The organism is Kiloniellales bacterium (assembly GCA_030064845.1).
GTDB lineage: Bacteria > Pseudomonadota > Alphaproteobacteria > Kiloniellales > JAKSDN01 > JASJEC01.
This window is the reverse complement of the sequence record JASJEC010000030.1, coordinates 23,219-39,369: the sequence shown is the minus strand read 5'-3', so window position 1 is coordinate 39,369 and position 16,151 is coordinate 23,219. Positions and strand designations below refer to the sequence as shown.

The 16,151-nt window shown below is 69.5% G+C and carries 15 protein-coding genes; 5 read left to right on the top strand and 10 right to left on the bottom strand.

Annotation, left to right across the window (positions count from 1 at the left end):
- Window positions 1–5: 5 nt before the first annotated feature.
- From QNJ67_12790 to QNJ67_12755, 8 genes are read right to left on the bottom strand one after another with little or no spacing between them, the layout of a single operon-like run.
- Window positions 6–1,898 carry an ABC transporter ATP-binding protein gene (locus QNJ67_12790; GenBank protein ID MDJ0609847.1) on the bottom strand — a complete coding sequence of 631 codons (1,893 nt, stop codon included), beginning with the start codon at window positions 1,896–1,898 and terminating at the stop codon, window positions 6–8.
- A 26-nt stretch (window positions 1,899–1,924) separates the two neighbouring features.
- Window positions 1,925–2,440, bottom strand: coding sequence for a hypothetical protein (locus tag QNJ67_12785; protein ID MDJ0609846.1), 516 nt, complete (start codon window positions 2,438–2,440; stop codon window positions 1,925–1,927).
- Window positions 2,437–3,240, bottom strand: a complete 804-nt coding sequence (locus QNJ67_12780; protein ID MDJ0609845.1) for a polysaccharide deacetylase family protein — start codon at window positions 3,238–3,240, stop codon at window positions 2,437–2,439. The genes QNJ67_12785 and QNJ67_12780 overlap by 4 nt, the downstream gene beginning before the upstream one ends.
- Entirely contained in the window at window positions 3,237–4,391 is a 1,155-nt protein-coding gene (locus tag QNJ67_12775) for a glycosyltransferase (protein MDJ0609844.1), read from the bottom strand. The genes QNJ67_12780 and QNJ67_12775 overlap by 4 nt, the downstream gene beginning before the upstream one ends.
- Complete coding sequence (locus QNJ67_12770; protein ID MDJ0609843.1) at window positions 4,388–4,975, bottom strand: histidine phosphatase family protein; 588 nt, start codon at window positions 4,973–4,975, stop codon at window positions 4,388–4,390. The genes QNJ67_12775 and QNJ67_12770 overlap by 4 nt, the downstream gene beginning before the upstream one ends.
- Window positions 4,972–6,108, bottom strand: coding sequence for a glycosyltransferase family 4 protein (locus QNJ67_12765; GenBank protein ID MDJ0609842.1), 1,137 nt, complete (start codon window positions 6,106–6,108; stop codon window positions 4,972–4,974). The genes QNJ67_12770 and QNJ67_12765 overlap by 4 nt, the downstream gene beginning before the upstream one ends.
- Window positions 6,109–6,110: 2 nt before the next feature.
- The gene (locus tag QNJ67_12760) at window positions 6,111–7,391 is read right to left on the bottom strand and encodes a glycosyltransferase family 4 protein (GenBank protein ID MDJ0609841.1); all 1,281 of its coding nucleotides are present in this window, start codon (window positions 7,389–7,391) and stop codon (window positions 6,111–6,113) included.
- Between the two features lie 37 nt (window positions 7,392–7,428).
- Window positions 7,429–8,679, bottom strand: coding sequence for a glycosyltransferase (locus QNJ67_12755; GenBank protein MDJ0609840.1), 1,251 nt, complete (start codon window positions 8,677–8,679; stop codon window positions 7,429–7,431).
- Window positions 8,680–8,870: 191 nt separating this feature from the next.
- Between QNJ67_12755 and QNJ67_12750 the strand changes: the two genes are divergently transcribed.
- Genes QNJ67_12750 through QNJ67_12740 form a run of 3 tightly spaced genes read left to right on the top strand, consistent with a single transcriptional unit; the run spans window position 8,871 to window position 12,597 of the window.
- Window positions 8,871–11,564: an ATP-binding cassette domain-containing protein gene (locus QNJ67_12750; GenBank protein MDJ0609839.1), complete on the top strand. Its 2,694-nt coding sequence runs from the start codon at window positions 8,871–8,873 to the stop codon at window positions 11,562–11,564.
- A 27-nt stretch (window positions 11,565–11,591) separates the two neighbouring features.
- Window positions 11,592–12,086: a cyclic nucleotide-binding domain-containing protein gene (locus QNJ67_12745; GenBank protein MDJ0609838.1), complete on the top strand. Its 495-nt coding sequence runs from the start codon at window positions 11,592–11,594 to the stop codon at window positions 12,084–12,086.
- A 19-nt stretch (window positions 12,087–12,105) separates the two neighbouring features.
- On the top strand, window positions 12,106–12,597 hold the full coding sequence (locus QNJ67_12740; protein ID MDJ0609837.1) for a class I SAM-dependent methyltransferase: 492 nt from the start codon (window positions 12,106–12,108) through the stop codon (window positions 12,595–12,597).
- Between the two features lie 243 nt (window positions 12,598–12,840).
- On the opposite strand, the gene xth is transcribed toward QNJ67_12740, so the two are convergent.
- Window positions 12,841–13,635 (bottom strand): exodeoxyribonuclease III, encoded by a 795-nt coding sequence (xth, locus tag QNJ67_12735; protein ID MDJ0609836.1) that lies wholly within the window; start codon window positions 13,633–13,635, stop codon window positions 12,841–12,843.
- A gap of 409 nt (window positions 13,636–14,044) precedes the next feature.
- Complete coding sequence (locus QNJ67_12730) at window positions 14,045–14,842, bottom strand: gamma-glutamyl-gamma-aminobutyrate hydrolase family protein (GenBank protein ID MDJ0609835.1); 798 nt, start codon at window positions 14,840–14,842, stop codon at window positions 14,045–14,047.
- Window positions 14,843–14,923: 81 nt separating this feature from the next.
- On the opposite strand from QNJ67_12730, the gene QNJ67_12725 reads away from it, so the two are divergent.
- Both QNJ67_12725 and QNJ67_12720 read left to right on the top strand, forming a co-directional pair.
- Complete coding sequence (locus tag QNJ67_12725) at window positions 14,924–15,715, top strand: sterol desaturase family protein (GenBank protein ID MDJ0609834.1); 792 nt, start codon at window positions 14,924–14,926, stop codon at window positions 15,713–15,715.
- A gap of 224 nt (window positions 15,716–15,939) precedes the next feature.
- On the top strand, window positions 15,940–16,137 hold the full coding sequence (locus QNJ67_12720) for a hypothetical protein (GenBank protein ID MDJ0609833.1): 198 nt from the start codon (window positions 15,940–15,942) through the stop codon (window positions 16,135–16,137).
- Window positions 16,138–16,151 lie beyond the last annotated feature (14 nt).

The window sequence follows — 16,151 nt, the reverse complement described above, 5'->3', positions numbered from 1 at the left end:
TCCGGTCATGATGCGGCCTTCAAGCCGGTGAAGCTCGGGTCGCTGCGCACGTAATGCCGGTCGCCCAGGTCGACCATCGCCAACTGGGTCCTCCCGTCGACGGTGAAGGGCCGCGGCCAGGACGCCGGGTCCGAGGCGCGGCCCTCCATCAGCGTCGAGAGGTCGAGCTTGTGGTCGAGGCTCGGCTCGGGCACGGCCGAAACCAGGGCCTTGGTGTAGGGGTGCACGGGATTGCGGAACAGCGTGTCGCGCGGCGCGACCTCGACCAGGCGGCCCCGGCACATCACCGCGATGCGGTCGGCGATGTAGTCGACCACCGCGAGGTTGTGCGAGATGAACAGGTAGGTCAGGTCCATCTCGCGCTTGAGGTCCTTCAAGAGGTTGAGGATCTGCGCCTGGATCGAGACATCGAGCGCCGAGACCGGCTCGTCGCAGATCAGCACGTCGGGCTTGAGCGCCATGGCGCGGGCGATGCCGATGCGCTGCCGCTGGCCGCCGGAGAAGCTGTGCGGGTAGCGCCGGAGGTGGCGGATGTCGAGGCCGACCACGCGCATCAGCTCCTTGACCAGCTCCGCCCGGGTCTCGGCGTCGCCGACCTCGTGGATGGCGAGCGGCTCGCTGATGATGTCGAACACGGTCATGCGCGGGTTCAACGAGCTGAAGGGGTCCTGGAAGATGAACTGGATCCGCTTGCGGAATTCGACGAGCTCCTGGCCGCCGAGCGCGAGGATGTCGCGCAGCGTGCCGTGATCGTTGAACGCGATCTCGCCGGAATCCGGGGTCAGCGCGCGCATGATCATCTTCGAGACCGTGGTCTTGCCGCAGCCGCTCTCGCCGACCAGGCCGAGGCACTCGCCGTGCTCGACCGTGAAGCTGACGTCGTCGACAGCCAGCACCCGCTCGGTCTCCTTGGTGGCGAACAGACCGGACTTCTTGATCGTGAAGCCCTTGGTCAGGCCGTCCACCCGAAGCAGGGGGCCGACCGCCTCGGCCTCGGGCGTCCAGGCTTTCTTGCTGGCAAGCAGAGGCCCGCCCGCCTCGTGGGTGATCTCGCGGATCGGCTGCAGCCGCTCACCGGGCTTCATGTCGAAGCGCGGCACCGCGCGCAGCAGCGCTTTCAGGTAGGGGTGGCGCGGGTCACGGAAGATGTCCTCCAGGCTGCCCCGCTCCATGACCTCGCCGTGGTACATCACGACCACCTCCTCGGCCGCGTTGGCGACCACGCCGAGGTCGTGGGTGATGATCAGGACCGCCATGCCGAGCTCGGCCTGCAGGTCCTTCACAAGCTTGAGGATCAGCGCCTGGATCGTGACGTCGAGCGCCGTGGTCGGCTCGTCGGCGATCAAGAGGGCCGGACGGCATATCAGCGCCATGGCGATCATCGCGCGCTGCCGCAGGCCGCCGGAGAGCTCGAAGGGAAAGGTGCGCAAGGCGCGCTCTGGGTCGGGGAAGCCGACCATGCGCAGCATGTCGCGGGTCAGCTCCTGGCCTTCCTTCTCGCCGACCGTGCGATGCAGATGCAGGGCCTCCGCGATCTGGTTGCCGATCGTATGGACCGGCGAGAGCGAGGTCATCGGCTCCTGGAAGATGATCGAGATCCGCCCGCCCCGGATCGAACGCATCTCCCGGCTGTCCTGATCGAGCTTGGCGATGTCGATCGGCCCGTTGCCGCGGTCGGGATCCGAGAACAGGATCGACCCGCCGTCGATCTTGGCCGTCCTGGGCAGGATCCCCATGATGCTCTGGCTGACGACCGACTTGCCCGAGCCGGACTCGCCGACCAGGGCGACCGTCGATCCCGGGGCGACCCGGAACGAGACGTCGCGAACCGCCTCGAGCCGGCCGCCGGGCAGCTTGAAGCTGATCTTCAGGTCCTTGACCTGCAGCAGATCCTGCATCGCGCCGACTCCCCTGCCCCCGCTTCTTATGCGTTTTCTTCCGGTGGCGGCGTGTCGGAGTCGGCGTCCACGCCAAGCGCCAGCAGGTTGCCCGCCGAGGTCGGATCGACCGGCGCGCCGTTGGCGCGCAGCGCCTTCGCGGCCCGCCAGACGATGTAGTTGAAGCCCTCCATCGTGGATTCGTAGGTGAAGGACACGGTGTCGCCCCTGAGCGTCAACTGCATGAACCCTCCGAGCCCCCTATCCTGCCGCCTGGTCCCGTAATACCGCAACTTCATGGTGCGCAGGTCTTGCCATGGCAGCACCCGCGTCGCGAACCCGGCATCGCAGAGGCCGTCGTCGCTGACCGCCACGCGCGTCACGTGACGCTGGATGGTGCGGTAGCCGAAGAAAGAACAGAGACCCGCCACACTTCCGAAGATCAGGATGATGGCAGGACTGGGCTGCACAGACAACAGCACCCCGAAGCCGACCAGCGCGCCGGTCAGGGACCGCAGGTAGTCGCCCGCCAGGGCGCGGAAGGGGTAACGGTATTCCTTCAAGCATGGCCTCCGTCCGGCGCGGATTGCACGCCCGGGAAGACCTCAGCGGCGTCCAGCAGGCGGCAGGACGGATGGCCGGCGAGCCAGGGAACCAGCCGCCCCAGGAAGCGCCAGGCATCGGCGTCGTGCGCCAGGTGATGGGTCAGCAGGCCGGTCGGCTCGTCCGGATCGACCGCGGGTCCGCCAGTCCGGCGCATCCGCAGATGGTCGCGGATCTGATTCAACACCGGCACCTCTCCCAGAAAGCCCCTAGCCTCGCCCCAGCGCATGATATCGACATGGGTGTTGGTCTGCCACAAGCCCTCGACCGGGCGCGCTTCCGCGCGCGGGCCGTGGGCCGACAGCCCGTGCAGGCCGATCGCGGGCAGCGCCGGCACGAGTTCGGCAGCCAGGCGGTTCCACGGCGGCACCAGAACCGGCAGGGCGTGCGCCTGGAAGTGCCTCAGCATGAGGGCCTGGCCCCGGGCGAGCTCCTCGAGCAGGGCGTTCATGGCGCGGCCCCGGCCGAGCTCGACCTTCTTCTCGCCGGCGGCGGCGTGGTCCAGGTGGGCAAAGCCGTGCTGCAGAATGCCGAGCGTCGCCGGGGCGCGCTGCAGGCGCCGCGGCAGGCTCTGGCCGCAGCGCGCCGGAATGACGGCGAGGCAGAGCGGCGCCCCGTGGTCTTCCGAAAGTTCGAGCAGCCGGTCGAGCGCCCGGCTCGGCTCGACGGCGTCGTCGTCGCGCCACCAGAGAGTGGCCGCGCGGCCGCTCCCGGCCCAGGCGTCCAGCTCGACTTGCAGCGAGGTCCAGGCGTCGGTCACGGCGCACCCGCCAGCAGGCCGGCGACGATCGCGGCGCTCTTCGCCGCGCCGTCCAGGTCGATCGCCCCGGCGGCCCCGCGGCGTTCCGCGGCCCGGTCGACCGCCGCCGCCAGGGCGTCTCCGGCCGCGTCCTCGCCTTCCGGCACCAGGGTGATCAGGCCCTCGGCCGCCAGGCGCTCGGCCCTCAAGGTCTGCTCGCGCTCGCCCTCGGTCGCGAAGGGGACGATCACCGCCGGCCGCCGCGCCGCCAGGACGTCCATCACGGTGTTGTAGCCGCCCTGACTGATCGAGAGGGCGCAGCGGTCGAGCAGCTCGGGAAAATCGGGCCGGTTGCGCTCGACCGTCACCCCGGGCGGGGCCTGGCGGACGAAGCCGCTGAAGACCGGCTCGGGTAGGCCGTGCCCGGCCAGGATCCGCCAGGGCCGGTCGCGGTAGCGGGTCTTGGGCCGCGCCGCCAGCGCGCTCTCGATCAGCGGCGCGGCGACCGCGCCGCCGCCGGTCGACACCAGCACCTCGCCCTCCTCGGCCGCCGGCGGCGCCGCCGGGACCTCCGGCGCGACGTAGCCGGTGTAGCAGAGCAGGTCGGCGATCTCGCGGGCGGCCGGAAAGCTCGTCTCGAGGGGCAGGAAGCGCGGGTCGCCGTGAACCAGGACCCGGTCCAGGTAGGCCCGCGCCTTCTCCAGGATCCAGGCGCGCTTCTTCGGGTCCTGCACCGGGTTCAGCACGTCGCGCAGCGAGCAGAGCACGAGCGGCCGCGGCCGGCATGCGCGCGCCGCGTCGAGCAGGGGCAGCAGCTCGAAGCGGAGCTGGCGCCGGCCGAAGGGAAACAGCTCGATCAGCAGCGCGCGGGGCCTGGTTCGGGCGAAGAGGGCGAGCAGGCGGTCGCGGCGCACCGCCTTCCAGGCCTCGTCGACCGGCCGTCCCGTCTGGTCAACCAGGCCGGAGAAATCCTTGTCCGCGGTCCGCAGGGCGGGAAGCTGGGCGAGCTGCGCGCCGCCCAGATCGAGATCGGGCACCGCCATGCCGCCGGAGGCCAGGACCGTCGCGAGACCCGCCCGGTCCAGGGCCTTGGCGAGCAGCGCCGCCCGCTTCAGGTGGCCGATGCCCAGCAGGTGCTGGACATGGAACAGAACGTCGACCGGCGCCGTCACGGCGTCAGCGGGAGGTTGAGGCGTTTCGCCCGGGGTTCCCCCTGGGCCGTCACCCGGAAGACGTGGGCCGCAGGCCAGCGCAGCTTGTCCGGTGGCGCCCCGGTCATGTCCCAGCCGGCCGCCAGGGCGTAGATCGCCCGGATCACGCCCTTGTGGCAGACCGCCACGGTGGGGGCCGCGCCGGCGCCCAGGCGGCACAGCCAGGGCCGCAGGCGCGCCTGCAGGTCGCGCGGGCTCTCCCCGCCCGGCGGGCGGAAATCCAGGCCGCGGGCCTCGAGCGACTTCATTTCGGCTCCGTAACGCACCCGCAGTTCATCCAGCCTCTCGCCTTCCCAGGCGCCCCAGTCGGCCTCGATCAGGGACCCCTCCGGCGCCGCCTCCGGATGGCCCAGCAGGGCCGCCGTCTGCCGCGCGCGCGCCAGCGGGCTGGTGACCCAGCGATGCCGGCCGAGCCCCGCCGGCAGGCGCCATTGCCGGACCGCCGCGGAGCCCGCGGCGCTCAGCGGACGGTCGCTGCGGCCCTGGATGCGGCCGGCCTCGTTCCAGTCGGTTGGGCCGTGGCGCAGCAGCACGAGCGCGGTCATGGCCGGCCCACCGCTTCGGACAGGATGGCGCCGAGCCGGCGCGCGGCGGCGTCGAGGCCATGCTCCGCCGCGACGTGCCGCCGCGCCGCCCGGCCCATCGCGGCCCGCGCCGCCTCGTCGCTGAGCAGCTCGGTCAGCGCGGCGGCGAAGGCGGCGGTATCGCCGGGCGCGCTCAAGAGGCCCGTGACCCCGTTGTCGACGATGTCCGGCACGCCGCCGGTGCGTCCCGCGACCACCGGCAGGCCGCTCGCCTGGGCCTCCAGAAGGGCCATGCCGTAGGCCTCGTTCACCGCGGGCCAGACGAAGAGGTCGCCGGCCGAGAGGAGATCAGGGGTCTCCGCTTGGCTTGTTTCGCCAGCGAAATGAACCCGTCCCGGCGGGAAACCGGCAAAGGCCGCCTCGACGGCCGGTCGCGCGGGCCCGTCGCCGGCGGCGATCAGGACCCAGTCTTCCCGGTCGATCCGGCCGAGCGCGTCGGCCAGCATCCGGTAGGACGCGAGCTTGTCGCCCGGGCGCATCATCGCTAGGGCGACCAGCCAGGTCTTGGCGGGGTCGAGGCCGAGCCGACCCGCCAGCGTGGCGCGGTGCTGGGGCCGCCGCGCGGCCGCTCGGCCGTAGGGCGCCGGATCAAGGAAGGGCTTCAGGGGCTCGACCCGGCTCCGGTCCGGCAGGGCCAGGGCGTCTTGGGAGTTCAGCGCGATCACCCGCTCGGCCTGATCGAGCGCAGCCAGGGTGGCGCGGTGCCCGGCGTCCCAGGGGCCGCCCGCCCGCTTGTTGGCGACCGACGCCTCGGCCACGATATAGGGGATGCCGAGCGCCCGGCTGACGCCGGGGCCGAGCCAGTCGGGCGCCTTGTAGTAGAGGTGATAGGTAAACCAGAGGTCGGGCCGCTCCGGCGCCGGCCGGCGCCGGTAACGGGCGACCAGCCGCCGGCCGAGTGCGGCGCCGAGAGTCTCGAGCCGCGCCTGGCGCGCCGGGTCGCCCAGGGGATCGCGGCTCCGCAGGTGGCAGGCCAGCTCCACCTCGCAGCCGGCGCGGCCGAGCGCCTCGGTCAGCAGTGCCGCCATGCGGCGGTCGCCCGACGGCACCGGATGGTCCGGCGGCTTCAGCGGCGCATAGAAGGCGACGCGCATCGCTAGCCGGCGCGGCGCAGCGCGGCCGGCTCCGGGTCGAGGCGCGTCATGATGAGGTCGAGGCCCTGCTCCATGCCGAAGGCCTGGCCCAGCCGCTCGGCGCCGGCGTTGCCGAGGCGCTCCCGGCCCGCCGGGTCGGTGATCAGCGACTCGAGCGCCCGCGCCAGAACCGCCGGGTCCTCGGGGTCGACCAGCACGCCGGTCTCGCCGTCGAGGATCAGCTCCGGGATCGCCGAAACGCGGGTCGAGAGGCAGGCCAGCCCCTGGCTCTGCGCCTCCATCAGCACGTTGGGCAGGCCGTCCCGGTCGCCGTCGTCGGCGATCCGGCTGGCCAGCACGAAGAGGTCGGCGCCGCGATAGGCCTCGAAGACCGCGTCCTGGGCCTGGCTGCCGAGCCACTCGATGCGCCCGGCCAGGCCGAGCTTTCCGGCCTGCTTTCGGAGGCCGTCGGCCAGGGGCCCGCCGCCGATGTGGTTGAAGCGCCAGTTGAGCGGCTCGGGCAGGGCGGCGAGCGCTTCCAGCAGGTCGCCGTAGCCCTTCTTGGCGACCGCCCGCCCGACCGACAGGATGCGGACCGGATCGCCGGGGTCGCGGCCATCGCGCGCCGGCCGCCGCGCGGGCCGAGGCGGCAGGCCGGTCGTATCCAGGCCGTGGTAGGCCAGCGCGACCTTGGCCGGATCGGCGGCGAGCGCGGCCAGGTGATCCCGGCCCGAGGCGGTGCAGGTCACCAGCCAGTCGAGGTCGGCGAGCTTCTCGCGCTTCTCCCATTCGGGCGTGGTCCAGATGTCCTTGGCGTGGGCCGAGCAGGACCAGGGCAGGCCGGTCATGGCGGCGGCGTAGCGCGCCACCGAGGCGGGCGTGTGCAGGAAGTGGGCGTGCAGGCGGCGCGGCGCCGGCGCCAGCTCGGCGGCCAGCACGCAGGCCTGTCCGAAGCGGCGCACCCGGTTGCGGGTCGGGTCGCGGGCGAGGTCGCGCAGCCAGAGGGCGCGGGCGGCGCCGTAGCCCGGCAGACGGCGAGCCCGCGCCCAGGCGGCGAGCACGCGGCGCGGCTCCTGGTGCAGGTACTCCGGCAGGTAGTGCACCGGCGCGCGGATCCGGTCGTGGACCGGGTGCCGGGCGCGGTCGGTCGGATGGCGCAGGGAGTAGATCACGAGGGGCACGCCGCGCTGCTCCAGGGCCAGGATCTCCCGCGCGATAAAGGTTTCGCTGAGGCGCGGATAGCCCTTCAGCACCAAGGCGACCGGCGCCGCCGCTTCGGCCGTGTTGATCCGAGTTGCGCTCATGGCGGGACGTTAGGGACCGGGGTCCCGTCGCGTCAAGCTAGAGGCGGAGGAGCGAAGGCGCCGATTCCAGGCCGCTCGCCCCGACGACTTCCGGCCTGCGCGGCCTGCGCCTGGCGAGCCACTGGCGCGCCAGCTTGATCACGTTCTCGCGGCCGTCGAGCAGCCCCGGCACCACGGTGTCGGCCGGCAGCGGCTGCTGGGGCAGGGTCCGCAGCGCCGTTGCCATCACTCTGGCGTCGCGCCGATCGGTCTCGCTGAGCACGCGCACCAGGCCGAGCTGCGCCGCGCGCGTGGCGCGGATGTACTGCTCCATCCTGGGCTCGCGGCGGGGCACCACCAGCGCCCGCTTGTTGAACGAAAGGACCTCGCAGAAGGTGTTGTAGCCACCCATGCAGACCACGCCGACCGCGCGCTCCATCAGGCTCTCGAGGCGCGCCTCGAAGGTGATGGCCTCGACCTTGTCCAGGCGGTGGACGCGCGCCAGGAAGTCGCCCTGCAGTTCCGACGACATGAAGGGGCCGAGCACGAGCAGGGCGGGATAGGGGATGTCCGGGTCCTCCTCGTAGGCGCGCAGTACCCAGTCGACGATTTCCTCGCCGTCGCCGCCGCCGCCGACCGTGATCAGCAGGTAGGGTTCGGAAACCTTCTCGAGCAGGACCTGGGGCGTCGCCTCGGGCACGTTGCGCGGCAGATAACCGGTGTAGGTCACCTTGTGGGCGACCGACGGCGGCAGGTCGATGCCCTCCAGCGGATTGTAGATCTGCGGCAGGCCGTAGACCCAGATGTCGTCGTAGTACTTGCTGAGCGCCGGAATGGATTCCTTGCGCTCCCATTCCGGGATCAGCAGGGCCGGCTCGTCCATCACGTCGCGCAGGCCGAGGATGCAGGGCGTGCCACGGCCCCTCAGCAGCGCCAGCGCGCCCTCCACCTCGCCGCGCAGGCCAAGCGGCTCCTTGTCGACGATGAAGAGGTCCGGGTCGTATATCTTGGCCGTGTGCTCGATGATCGAAGCGCGCAGCGCCATGGTCTGCTCGATGTCGATCAGCAGCTTGAGCGAGGTGTAGTCGCCGTTGCGCAGCTTGATGACGCCGGGAATCCGCACGAAGTCGACCCGGGCGCGGAAGTCGAAGCTGCCGATGATCGGCGATCCGGAAAGGATCAGAACCGAGAGGTTCTTTTCGGCCTCGACCAACGCGTGGGCGATCTCGCGGCAGCGCCGTAGATGGCCCAAGCCGAAGCTGTCGTGACTGTAGATGAGAACGCGTTTGCTCTTCCCGCGCCCGGCCATGCCCCCTCCTTTTCGGCTCCCCCCGACAGGCGACGGCAGACCATGCCACAGCCGGGGCAATTCCGAAAGGTGTCCGGAAATCCGGGGCTTCACACGCCGCCCCGCTGTGAAGGGCTCTGTACCTTCGCAGCGGTTTGGTTAATCTAACGGGCGGCGCTGCCCCTTCGCGCTGGAAAGTCCCGTGGGGTCCGATGGAGCCGAGACTCTTCAAGTATATCTGGCGGTACAGCAGCAAGGAGCAGCTGTTCATTCTGCTGCTGGTCGCCCTTTCGATGCCCTTCTACTTCGTCTCGCTGGACCTGCCGAAATCAATCGTCAACCAGGGCATCCAGGGCGAAGGCTTCGAGGGGCCCGGCTCGACCCGGCCGTTCCTGGGGATCGAGGTGCCCTTCACCGATCCGGTGGTACGCCTGTTCGACGGCTTCAAGCTGGAGCAGGCCGACTTCCTGATGGCGCTCAGTTTCGCCTTTCTCTTCTTCGTGTTCATCAACGGCGCCTTCAAGTTCGTGATCAACACGCTGAAGGGCCGCATGGGCGAGCGCATGCTGCGCCGCCTCCGCTTCGAGCTCGGCGACCGGGTGCTGCGCTTCCCGGTGTTCCACACCCGCCGCGTCAAGCAGGCGGAGGTGGCGACCATGATCAAGGACGAGGTCGAGCCGCTCGGCGGCTTCATCGGCGACGCCTTCGTCACCCCGGCCTTCCTCGGCGGGCAGGCGATCACCGCCATGACCTTCATCATGCTGCAGAGCATCTGGCTCGGCCTGGTCGCCGCCACGATCGTCGCCATCCAGGCCTTTCTGATCCCCAAGCTCCGCCGGCGCATTCTCCTGCTCGGGCGCGAACGGCAGCTGACCGCGCGCCAGCTGGCCGGGCGGATCGGCGAACTGGTCGACGGCGCGACCGAGATCCACGCCCACGACACCTCGAACTACGAGCGCTCGGACCTCTCGTCGCGGCTCGGCAGGATCTTCAAGATCCGGGTCGAGATCTTCCAGCGCAAGTTCTTCGTCAAGTTCCTCAACAACTTCCTGGCCCAGCTCACGCCCTTCGTCTTCTACTCCGCGGGCGGCCTGCTGGCGCTCAGCGGCCGGCTCGACATCGGCGCCTTGGTCGCGGTGATCGCCGCCTACAAGGACCTGCCCGGACCGATCAAGGAGCTGATCGACTGGGACCAGCAACGCCTCGATGTGCAGATCAAGTACGAGCAGGTCATCGAGCAGTTCCAGCCGCCGGACCTGATCGACCCGACGTGCCAGAGCCTCGAGGCGGACTGCGGCCCGCCCCTGGAGGGCGAGCTGGCCTGCTTCGGCGTTTCGCTGGTCGACGACGCCAACACGCGCCTGGTCGACAGCGTCAGTTTTCAGATGGACCTGACCCAGCATCTGGCCGTGGTCGGCAGCAGCAGCAGCGGCAAGGAACACCTCGGCCTGCTGCTGGCCAACCTGATCAAGCCGAGCACCGGATCGATCTCGGTCGACGGCCGGTCGCTCGACAGCCTGCCCCAGGCCGTGACCGGGCGGCGCATCTCCTACGTCGGGCAGGACGCGTACCTCTTTCCCCAATCGGTGCTCGAGAACCTGGTCTACGGCCTGAAGCACCGGCCCGCCGGCCTTGAAGAGGCGCAGGCGTCGCCGTCGCGCGACGACCTCGAGAGCCTGCGCGCCGGCAACGTCGCGCTCGACCCCGAGGCCGACTGGATCGACTACGACTCGGCCGGCGCCAAGGACTTCGACTCCCTCCAGGCGCGCGTCGTCGAGGCGCTGTCAATCGTCGAGCTCGAGGAGGACGTCTATCGCTTCGGCCTGACCGGCACGGTCGATCCCGACGCCCGTCCGGCGGTGGCGGCCGGCATTCTGCGCGCGCGCGAGGCCCTGCTGGAGCGCCTCGCGGCCGAGGACGCGAGCGATCTCGTGGTCCGCTTCGATCCCGAGAAGTACAACGCCAACGCCACCCTGGCGGAGAACCTGCTGTTCGGCACCCCGACCAAGGACAGCTTCAAGGAGGACGTGCTCGCCGAGAACCCCGTGGTGCTGGCGGTGCTGGAGGAAAAGGGCTTGCTCGGCGACCTCACCGCCATGGGCGAGACCATCGCCCGGACCATGGTCGAGCTCTTCGCCGACCTGCCGCCCGGACACCCCTTCTTCGAGCAGTTCGGCTTCATGGACGAGGACGAGCTGCCCGAGTACCGCACCCTGGTGGCGCGGATCGAGAAGGCCGGGCGGGACGCGGCCCCGGCGAGCGACCAGCTGCGCCTGCGCAGCCTCCCGATGCGCTACATCGAGGCGCGCCACCGGCTCGAGCTTATCACCGACGAGCGCGCCACCATGATCATCGAGGCGCGCAAGCGCATCGCCGAGGTTCTGGAGCAGCGCGATCCCGACGCGGTCCAGGTTTACCAGCCCGACGCCTATATCAAGGCGGCGTCGATCCAGGACAACATCCTGTTCGGCCGGGTGGTCTACGGCCGGCCCCAGGCCGGCGAGATCATCGGCCGCGTCGTGCGCGAAGTGCTCGACAGCCTGGATCTGCGCCAGACCGTCCTGGTCGTGGGCCTGGACTACCAGGTCGGCCTCGGCGGCAAGCGCCTGACCCACGTGCAGCGCCAGAAGCTCGCGGTCTGCCGTGCGCTGCTCAAGCAGCCGGACCTCCTGATCATGAACGAGGCGGGCGCGGTGATGGACGCCGCGACCCAGACCCGCGTGCTCGGCCGGGTGCTCGCGACCCGCGCCGGCAAGGGGACGATCTGCACCTTGCAGAGGGCGGCCGCCGCCGGCAGCTTCGACCGCGTCCTGGTCATGCGCGCCGGCAAGCTGGTCGCCGATGGTACCTTCGAGGAACTGAACGAATCGGGTTCGGAACTGAAAGAGCTCGTCGCGGCGGGGTGAAACCGCCGTCAAAAGAGGAGTTAAGCCATGGGTTTGGACGACGAGGTCAACGTGCTTCGCCAGATTCCCCTGTTCTCGAACATCGACACGGCGAAGCTCAAGCTCATGTGCTTCGCCAGCGAGCGTCTGGTCTTCAAGTCCGGAGAGGTCCTGTTCCGTCAGGGCGAGGCGGGAGATTCGGCCTATATTCTGATTGCCGGCGAGGCGGACGTGATCAGCGAAACCGCGAGCGGGCCCTTGACCGTCGCGACCCTGGAAGGCAACGACATCATCGGCGAGATCGCGATCCTCTGCGACGTGCCCCGGACCGCAACCATCAAGGCGGCGACCGAACTGACCGCGCTGAAGGTGACCAAGGAGCTGTTCTTCCGCATGATCCTGGATTTCCCCGAAATGGCTAACGAGATCATGCGCGTTTTGGCCCAGCGGCTGGAGGCCACGACCGCCCAATTGACCGAAGCCCGCGCAGCGCTGACCGCCGCACAGAAGGACTTGGCCAAAGCCCGAGCGGCGGCAAAGTGACCCGCGCCGGCACGACCCCGTGAGCCGGCTCGACAGCTTCATCCGCCGGCTCCAGGCGCAGCGCGCCTGCCTCGATATGACAGCGGCGGCGACCGCGGCGCTGGACGGGCCGATCCTCGAGATCGGCCTGGGCAACGGCCGCACCTACGACCATCTGCGCGAGATCTGCCCGAACCGGGAGATCTTCGTCTTCGAGCGCGAGGTGCGCGCCCACCCGGACTGCGTCCCCGACCCGGAACGTCTGATCCTGGGCGATCTGCGCGACACGCTGCCGGCCGCGCGGGCCCGCTTCCCGGGCTCGGCCGCACTGATCCATATCGACATCGGTTCCGGCGACGAAGCGGCCAGCCGCGCGATCGCGGCGGTCATCGCGTCTTACCTGCCAGGCCTGCTCCGCGCGGGCGGTCTGGTGGTCTCGGACCAGGACGTCGCCTTTCCCGGCGGCACGGCGCTCGACCCGCCCGACGGCGTCCAGCCGGGCCGCTATCACCTCTACCGCAAGGACGATTGAAAACGCTCTGGCGACCGCCAGATTGGACCGGTTAGATCGCTGACGCCTCGACGGGCGACACAGTGCCTGTGGCTGAAGGCTGACTCCTTTTCACCACAGAGACACAGAGAGCACAGAGGAAAAACCAACGAACTTTTTTGGCGCGCTTTGCGCGCAACCAACTTCATTTGGTTCTCTGTGCTCTCTGTGTCTCTGCGGTGAACCCATTTGGTTCTTGTTTGGACCATCTGGCGCCGTTGCACCCTACCCGATCTCGATCATGACCGGCACGTGGTCCGAGGGTTTCTCCCAGGTGCGCGTCTCTTTGACCACCTGGAAGCCGCCGATCGACGCCATGAGCGGGCGGCCGACCCAGACGTGGTCCAGGCGCCAGCCGTAGTTCTTCGCGTAGGACTGGGGAAAGCGGTAGCCCCACCAGGTGTAGAGCGGCTCGGAGGGCGGGACGAAGTGCCGGGCGGCGTCGACCAGACCCGACTCCGCGAGCAGGTGGGCCATGCGTTCCGATTCGCCCGGCGTGTGGCCGACGCTGCGCACAAGCCGCTTGTGGTTCCAGACATCGGTCTCGAGCGGCGCCACGTTGAGGTCGCCCATGAGGACCAGCTTGCGCTCTCCCGCTGCCTGGTCCTTGCCCCAGGCGGCCATCTCTTCGAGGAAGCGCAGCTTGTGGGCGAACTTCTCGTTCTTGACCGGATCCGGATCCGGGCCGCCGGAGGGCACATAGAAGTTGTGCACCTCGAGTCCGCCCGGGAAGCGCGCGGTGACGTGCCGCCGGTCGTCCTTTCCGCACCAGACGATCTTCTCGCTGCTCTCGAAGGGCACGCGGGCGAGAATGGCGACGCCGTTGTAGGCTTTCTGGCCGTGGATCGCCTGGTGGCGGTAGCCCATGTCGGAGAGACGCCCGGCCGGAAAGTCGGCGTCGGTGATCTTGGTCTCCTGGAGGCACAGAATGTCGGGGGCGTGGCCGTCGGTGAAGCGGGCCAGGTGATCGAGCCGCTGGCGGATCGAATTGACGTTCCAGGTTGCGAGCCGCAGCGTCATCGCTTCTCCTCGGGCCGGCCGGTGACAGGGATGCCGGGAGCCTAATGGAGTTTCCGGTTGGATGGAATTCTTCGCGGCGTTCCGCGCTCCGGACCCCGGAAAGGCGGAACGCCCGGTCGGGGGGAGATCCGGGCGTTCCTTCTTTCTCCGCGGAGAGGTGGAGCTACGGCAGGGGACCGTATTCTCCACTTCGGCCGGCCCTCTAATCGGGCCGGCTCTTAACCATATAGGTGGGACTCCCGGGGGAGCGTTGCAACAGGCGATTCCATTAAAGATTTGCAATCTTCCTGGAGCGCCGGCGCAAGTGGCGCCTCGCGGTTTCCGCCCCTGCTAGAGCAAATCCGGGTTTGACTGAATCGCCGGAGGCGATCCATCAAAGCCGGTGAATCTGCTCTAAACATGATCCGCTCTAGGCCGTCTCCAGGTCGATCTTCGACGGCCGGGCCGCACGCCTTTGCGCCCGCCGCCGGCAGGCCTCGCCGAAGCTCTCAAAGAGCTTGGTCGAAAAGGGATTCTCCAGCACCTTGTATTCGGGGTGCCACTGCACTGCGAGGGCGAAGTCCTTGGCACCCGGCACGCTGACCGCTTCGATGGTCCCGTCGGGCGCGACCGCCTCGACCGCCAGCGCCTCTGCCACCCGGTCGACCGCCTGGTTGTGCAGCGAGTTCACCATGACTGTCTCTGCCCTGGCGAGGTCGTGGAACTGGGTGCCGCGGCTCAGCGCGATCTCGTGCTTCGGCCCGTACTGCACGTCCAGGTCGTCGTGCTTTGGCCGGCGATGGTCCATGCGCCCCTCGACCTCGTGGACGCGGGGATGCAGCGTGCCGCCGAGGGCGACGTTCAGTTCCTGCATCCCGCGGCAGATGGCGAACATGGGCAGGCCCTGGTCGAGGACGGCGCGGATCAGCGGCAAGGTGGTCGCGTCCCGTTCCTCGTCGTAGGGCTCGGCCTCGGCGCTCGGTGGCTGCCCGTAGTAGGTCGGATGCACGTTGGACGGGCTGCCGGTCAGCAGCACGCCGTCGAGCCGCGCCAGGAGGTCGGGCAGGTCGTAGAAATCGCCGAACGCCGGGATGACCACGGGCAGGCCGCCGGTCGCCAGGGTGATGGCGCGCAGGTATTTGTCGCCGACCGCGTGGAACGGCATCGCCGTGATCTCGCGGATATCGGCAGGCACGCCGATCAGGGGCAGGGTCGTGCTGTCGCTCATAGGTTTAAGTTAGGGTGGATTCGCGCCCTGGCAACCCGGAGCCGCTTGTCTCGCCGGGCACTGGCGGCCATATGGCCGGGTATGGAAGAGCTGCTTACGTGGAAGGGCGTCGTCATCCTCGCCTGGCTGGCCCTGCTGTTCGCCGGCGAACGCCTTGCGCCCGCCGCCCAGCTCCCGCCCAGCCTTCGTTCCGGTGACGAAACGAAGCCGGCATGGCGGCGGCTCGGCCGGAACCTGGGGCTCTGGCTGCTGAACGTGGGCCTCTCGCCGCTGGTCGTTCTGCCGGTGTCGTACTGGGCCAGCACCCAGGCGCTCGGCTGGCGCCCCGAATGGTGGAGCGGCGCCGGCGGCCTCCTGCTCGATCTGCTGCTGCTCGATTTCCTGATCTACTGGTGGCACCGAGCGAACCACGTGGTGCCCTTCCTCTGGCGCTTTCATCAGGTGCACCACCTGGACCGCTTCCTCGACACCACCTCGGCGCTGCGCTTTCACTTCGGCGAGTTGCTGCTCTCGGCGGCCGCGCGGGCCGTGATCATCGTCCTGCTCGGCATTCCCTTCGAGTCGATCCTGGTGTTCGAGGCCCTGGTGCTCGTGGCGACCATCTTTCACCACTCGAACCTGCGCCTGCCGGCCCGGCTCGAAAAAGCGCTATCCCGGGTCTTCGTGACGCCCTCGATCCACTGGGTCCACCACCACGCGGTCAGGCGGGACACGGATTCGAACTACGCCACGGTGTTGAGCCTCTGGGACCCGCTCTTCGGGTCGCGCAGCGGCACGCGGCGCTCGGCCGATCTAGAGATCGGCGTCGAAGGCCGCGGCGAGCTCAGCCTGCCTCGGCTCCTCTGGGCGCCGTTCCGATCCCGTGCCGGCTAGTCACGAGAGTGCCGGGCGGGGCCGAAGCCTCGAGCGAAACCCGCTTCACTGATCTAGGTCATCGCGGCGGCTAGGCATCGTGTGCAGGGTAGCCGCACCCCGGGCCGCCTTGACGAGCGATCACCTGCCGATCGCAGGCCCTGGTCTGGCGTTACCGGTTCGGCGCCGACTTCCACGGAAGAATCGCTTCTAACGTCCGAACCTTTCGCAGCAGAGGAGATCCCATGACTGAGGTTATGGAGGGAACGAAGTACTGGAAGGCTGGAGACCACAGGCACGTCTGGATCGTCGATGCGGTGGAGCCGAAGACGTCCGACCGGCCGGCGTTCGCGATCCTGGTGAGCGAAGACGGCCTGAGCAGCGAGGACGTCGATCTCTCGCACCTTCTGAACCCGGATCTCTACACGCCGGTCGAAAAGTGATCCTGGCCGTCGCG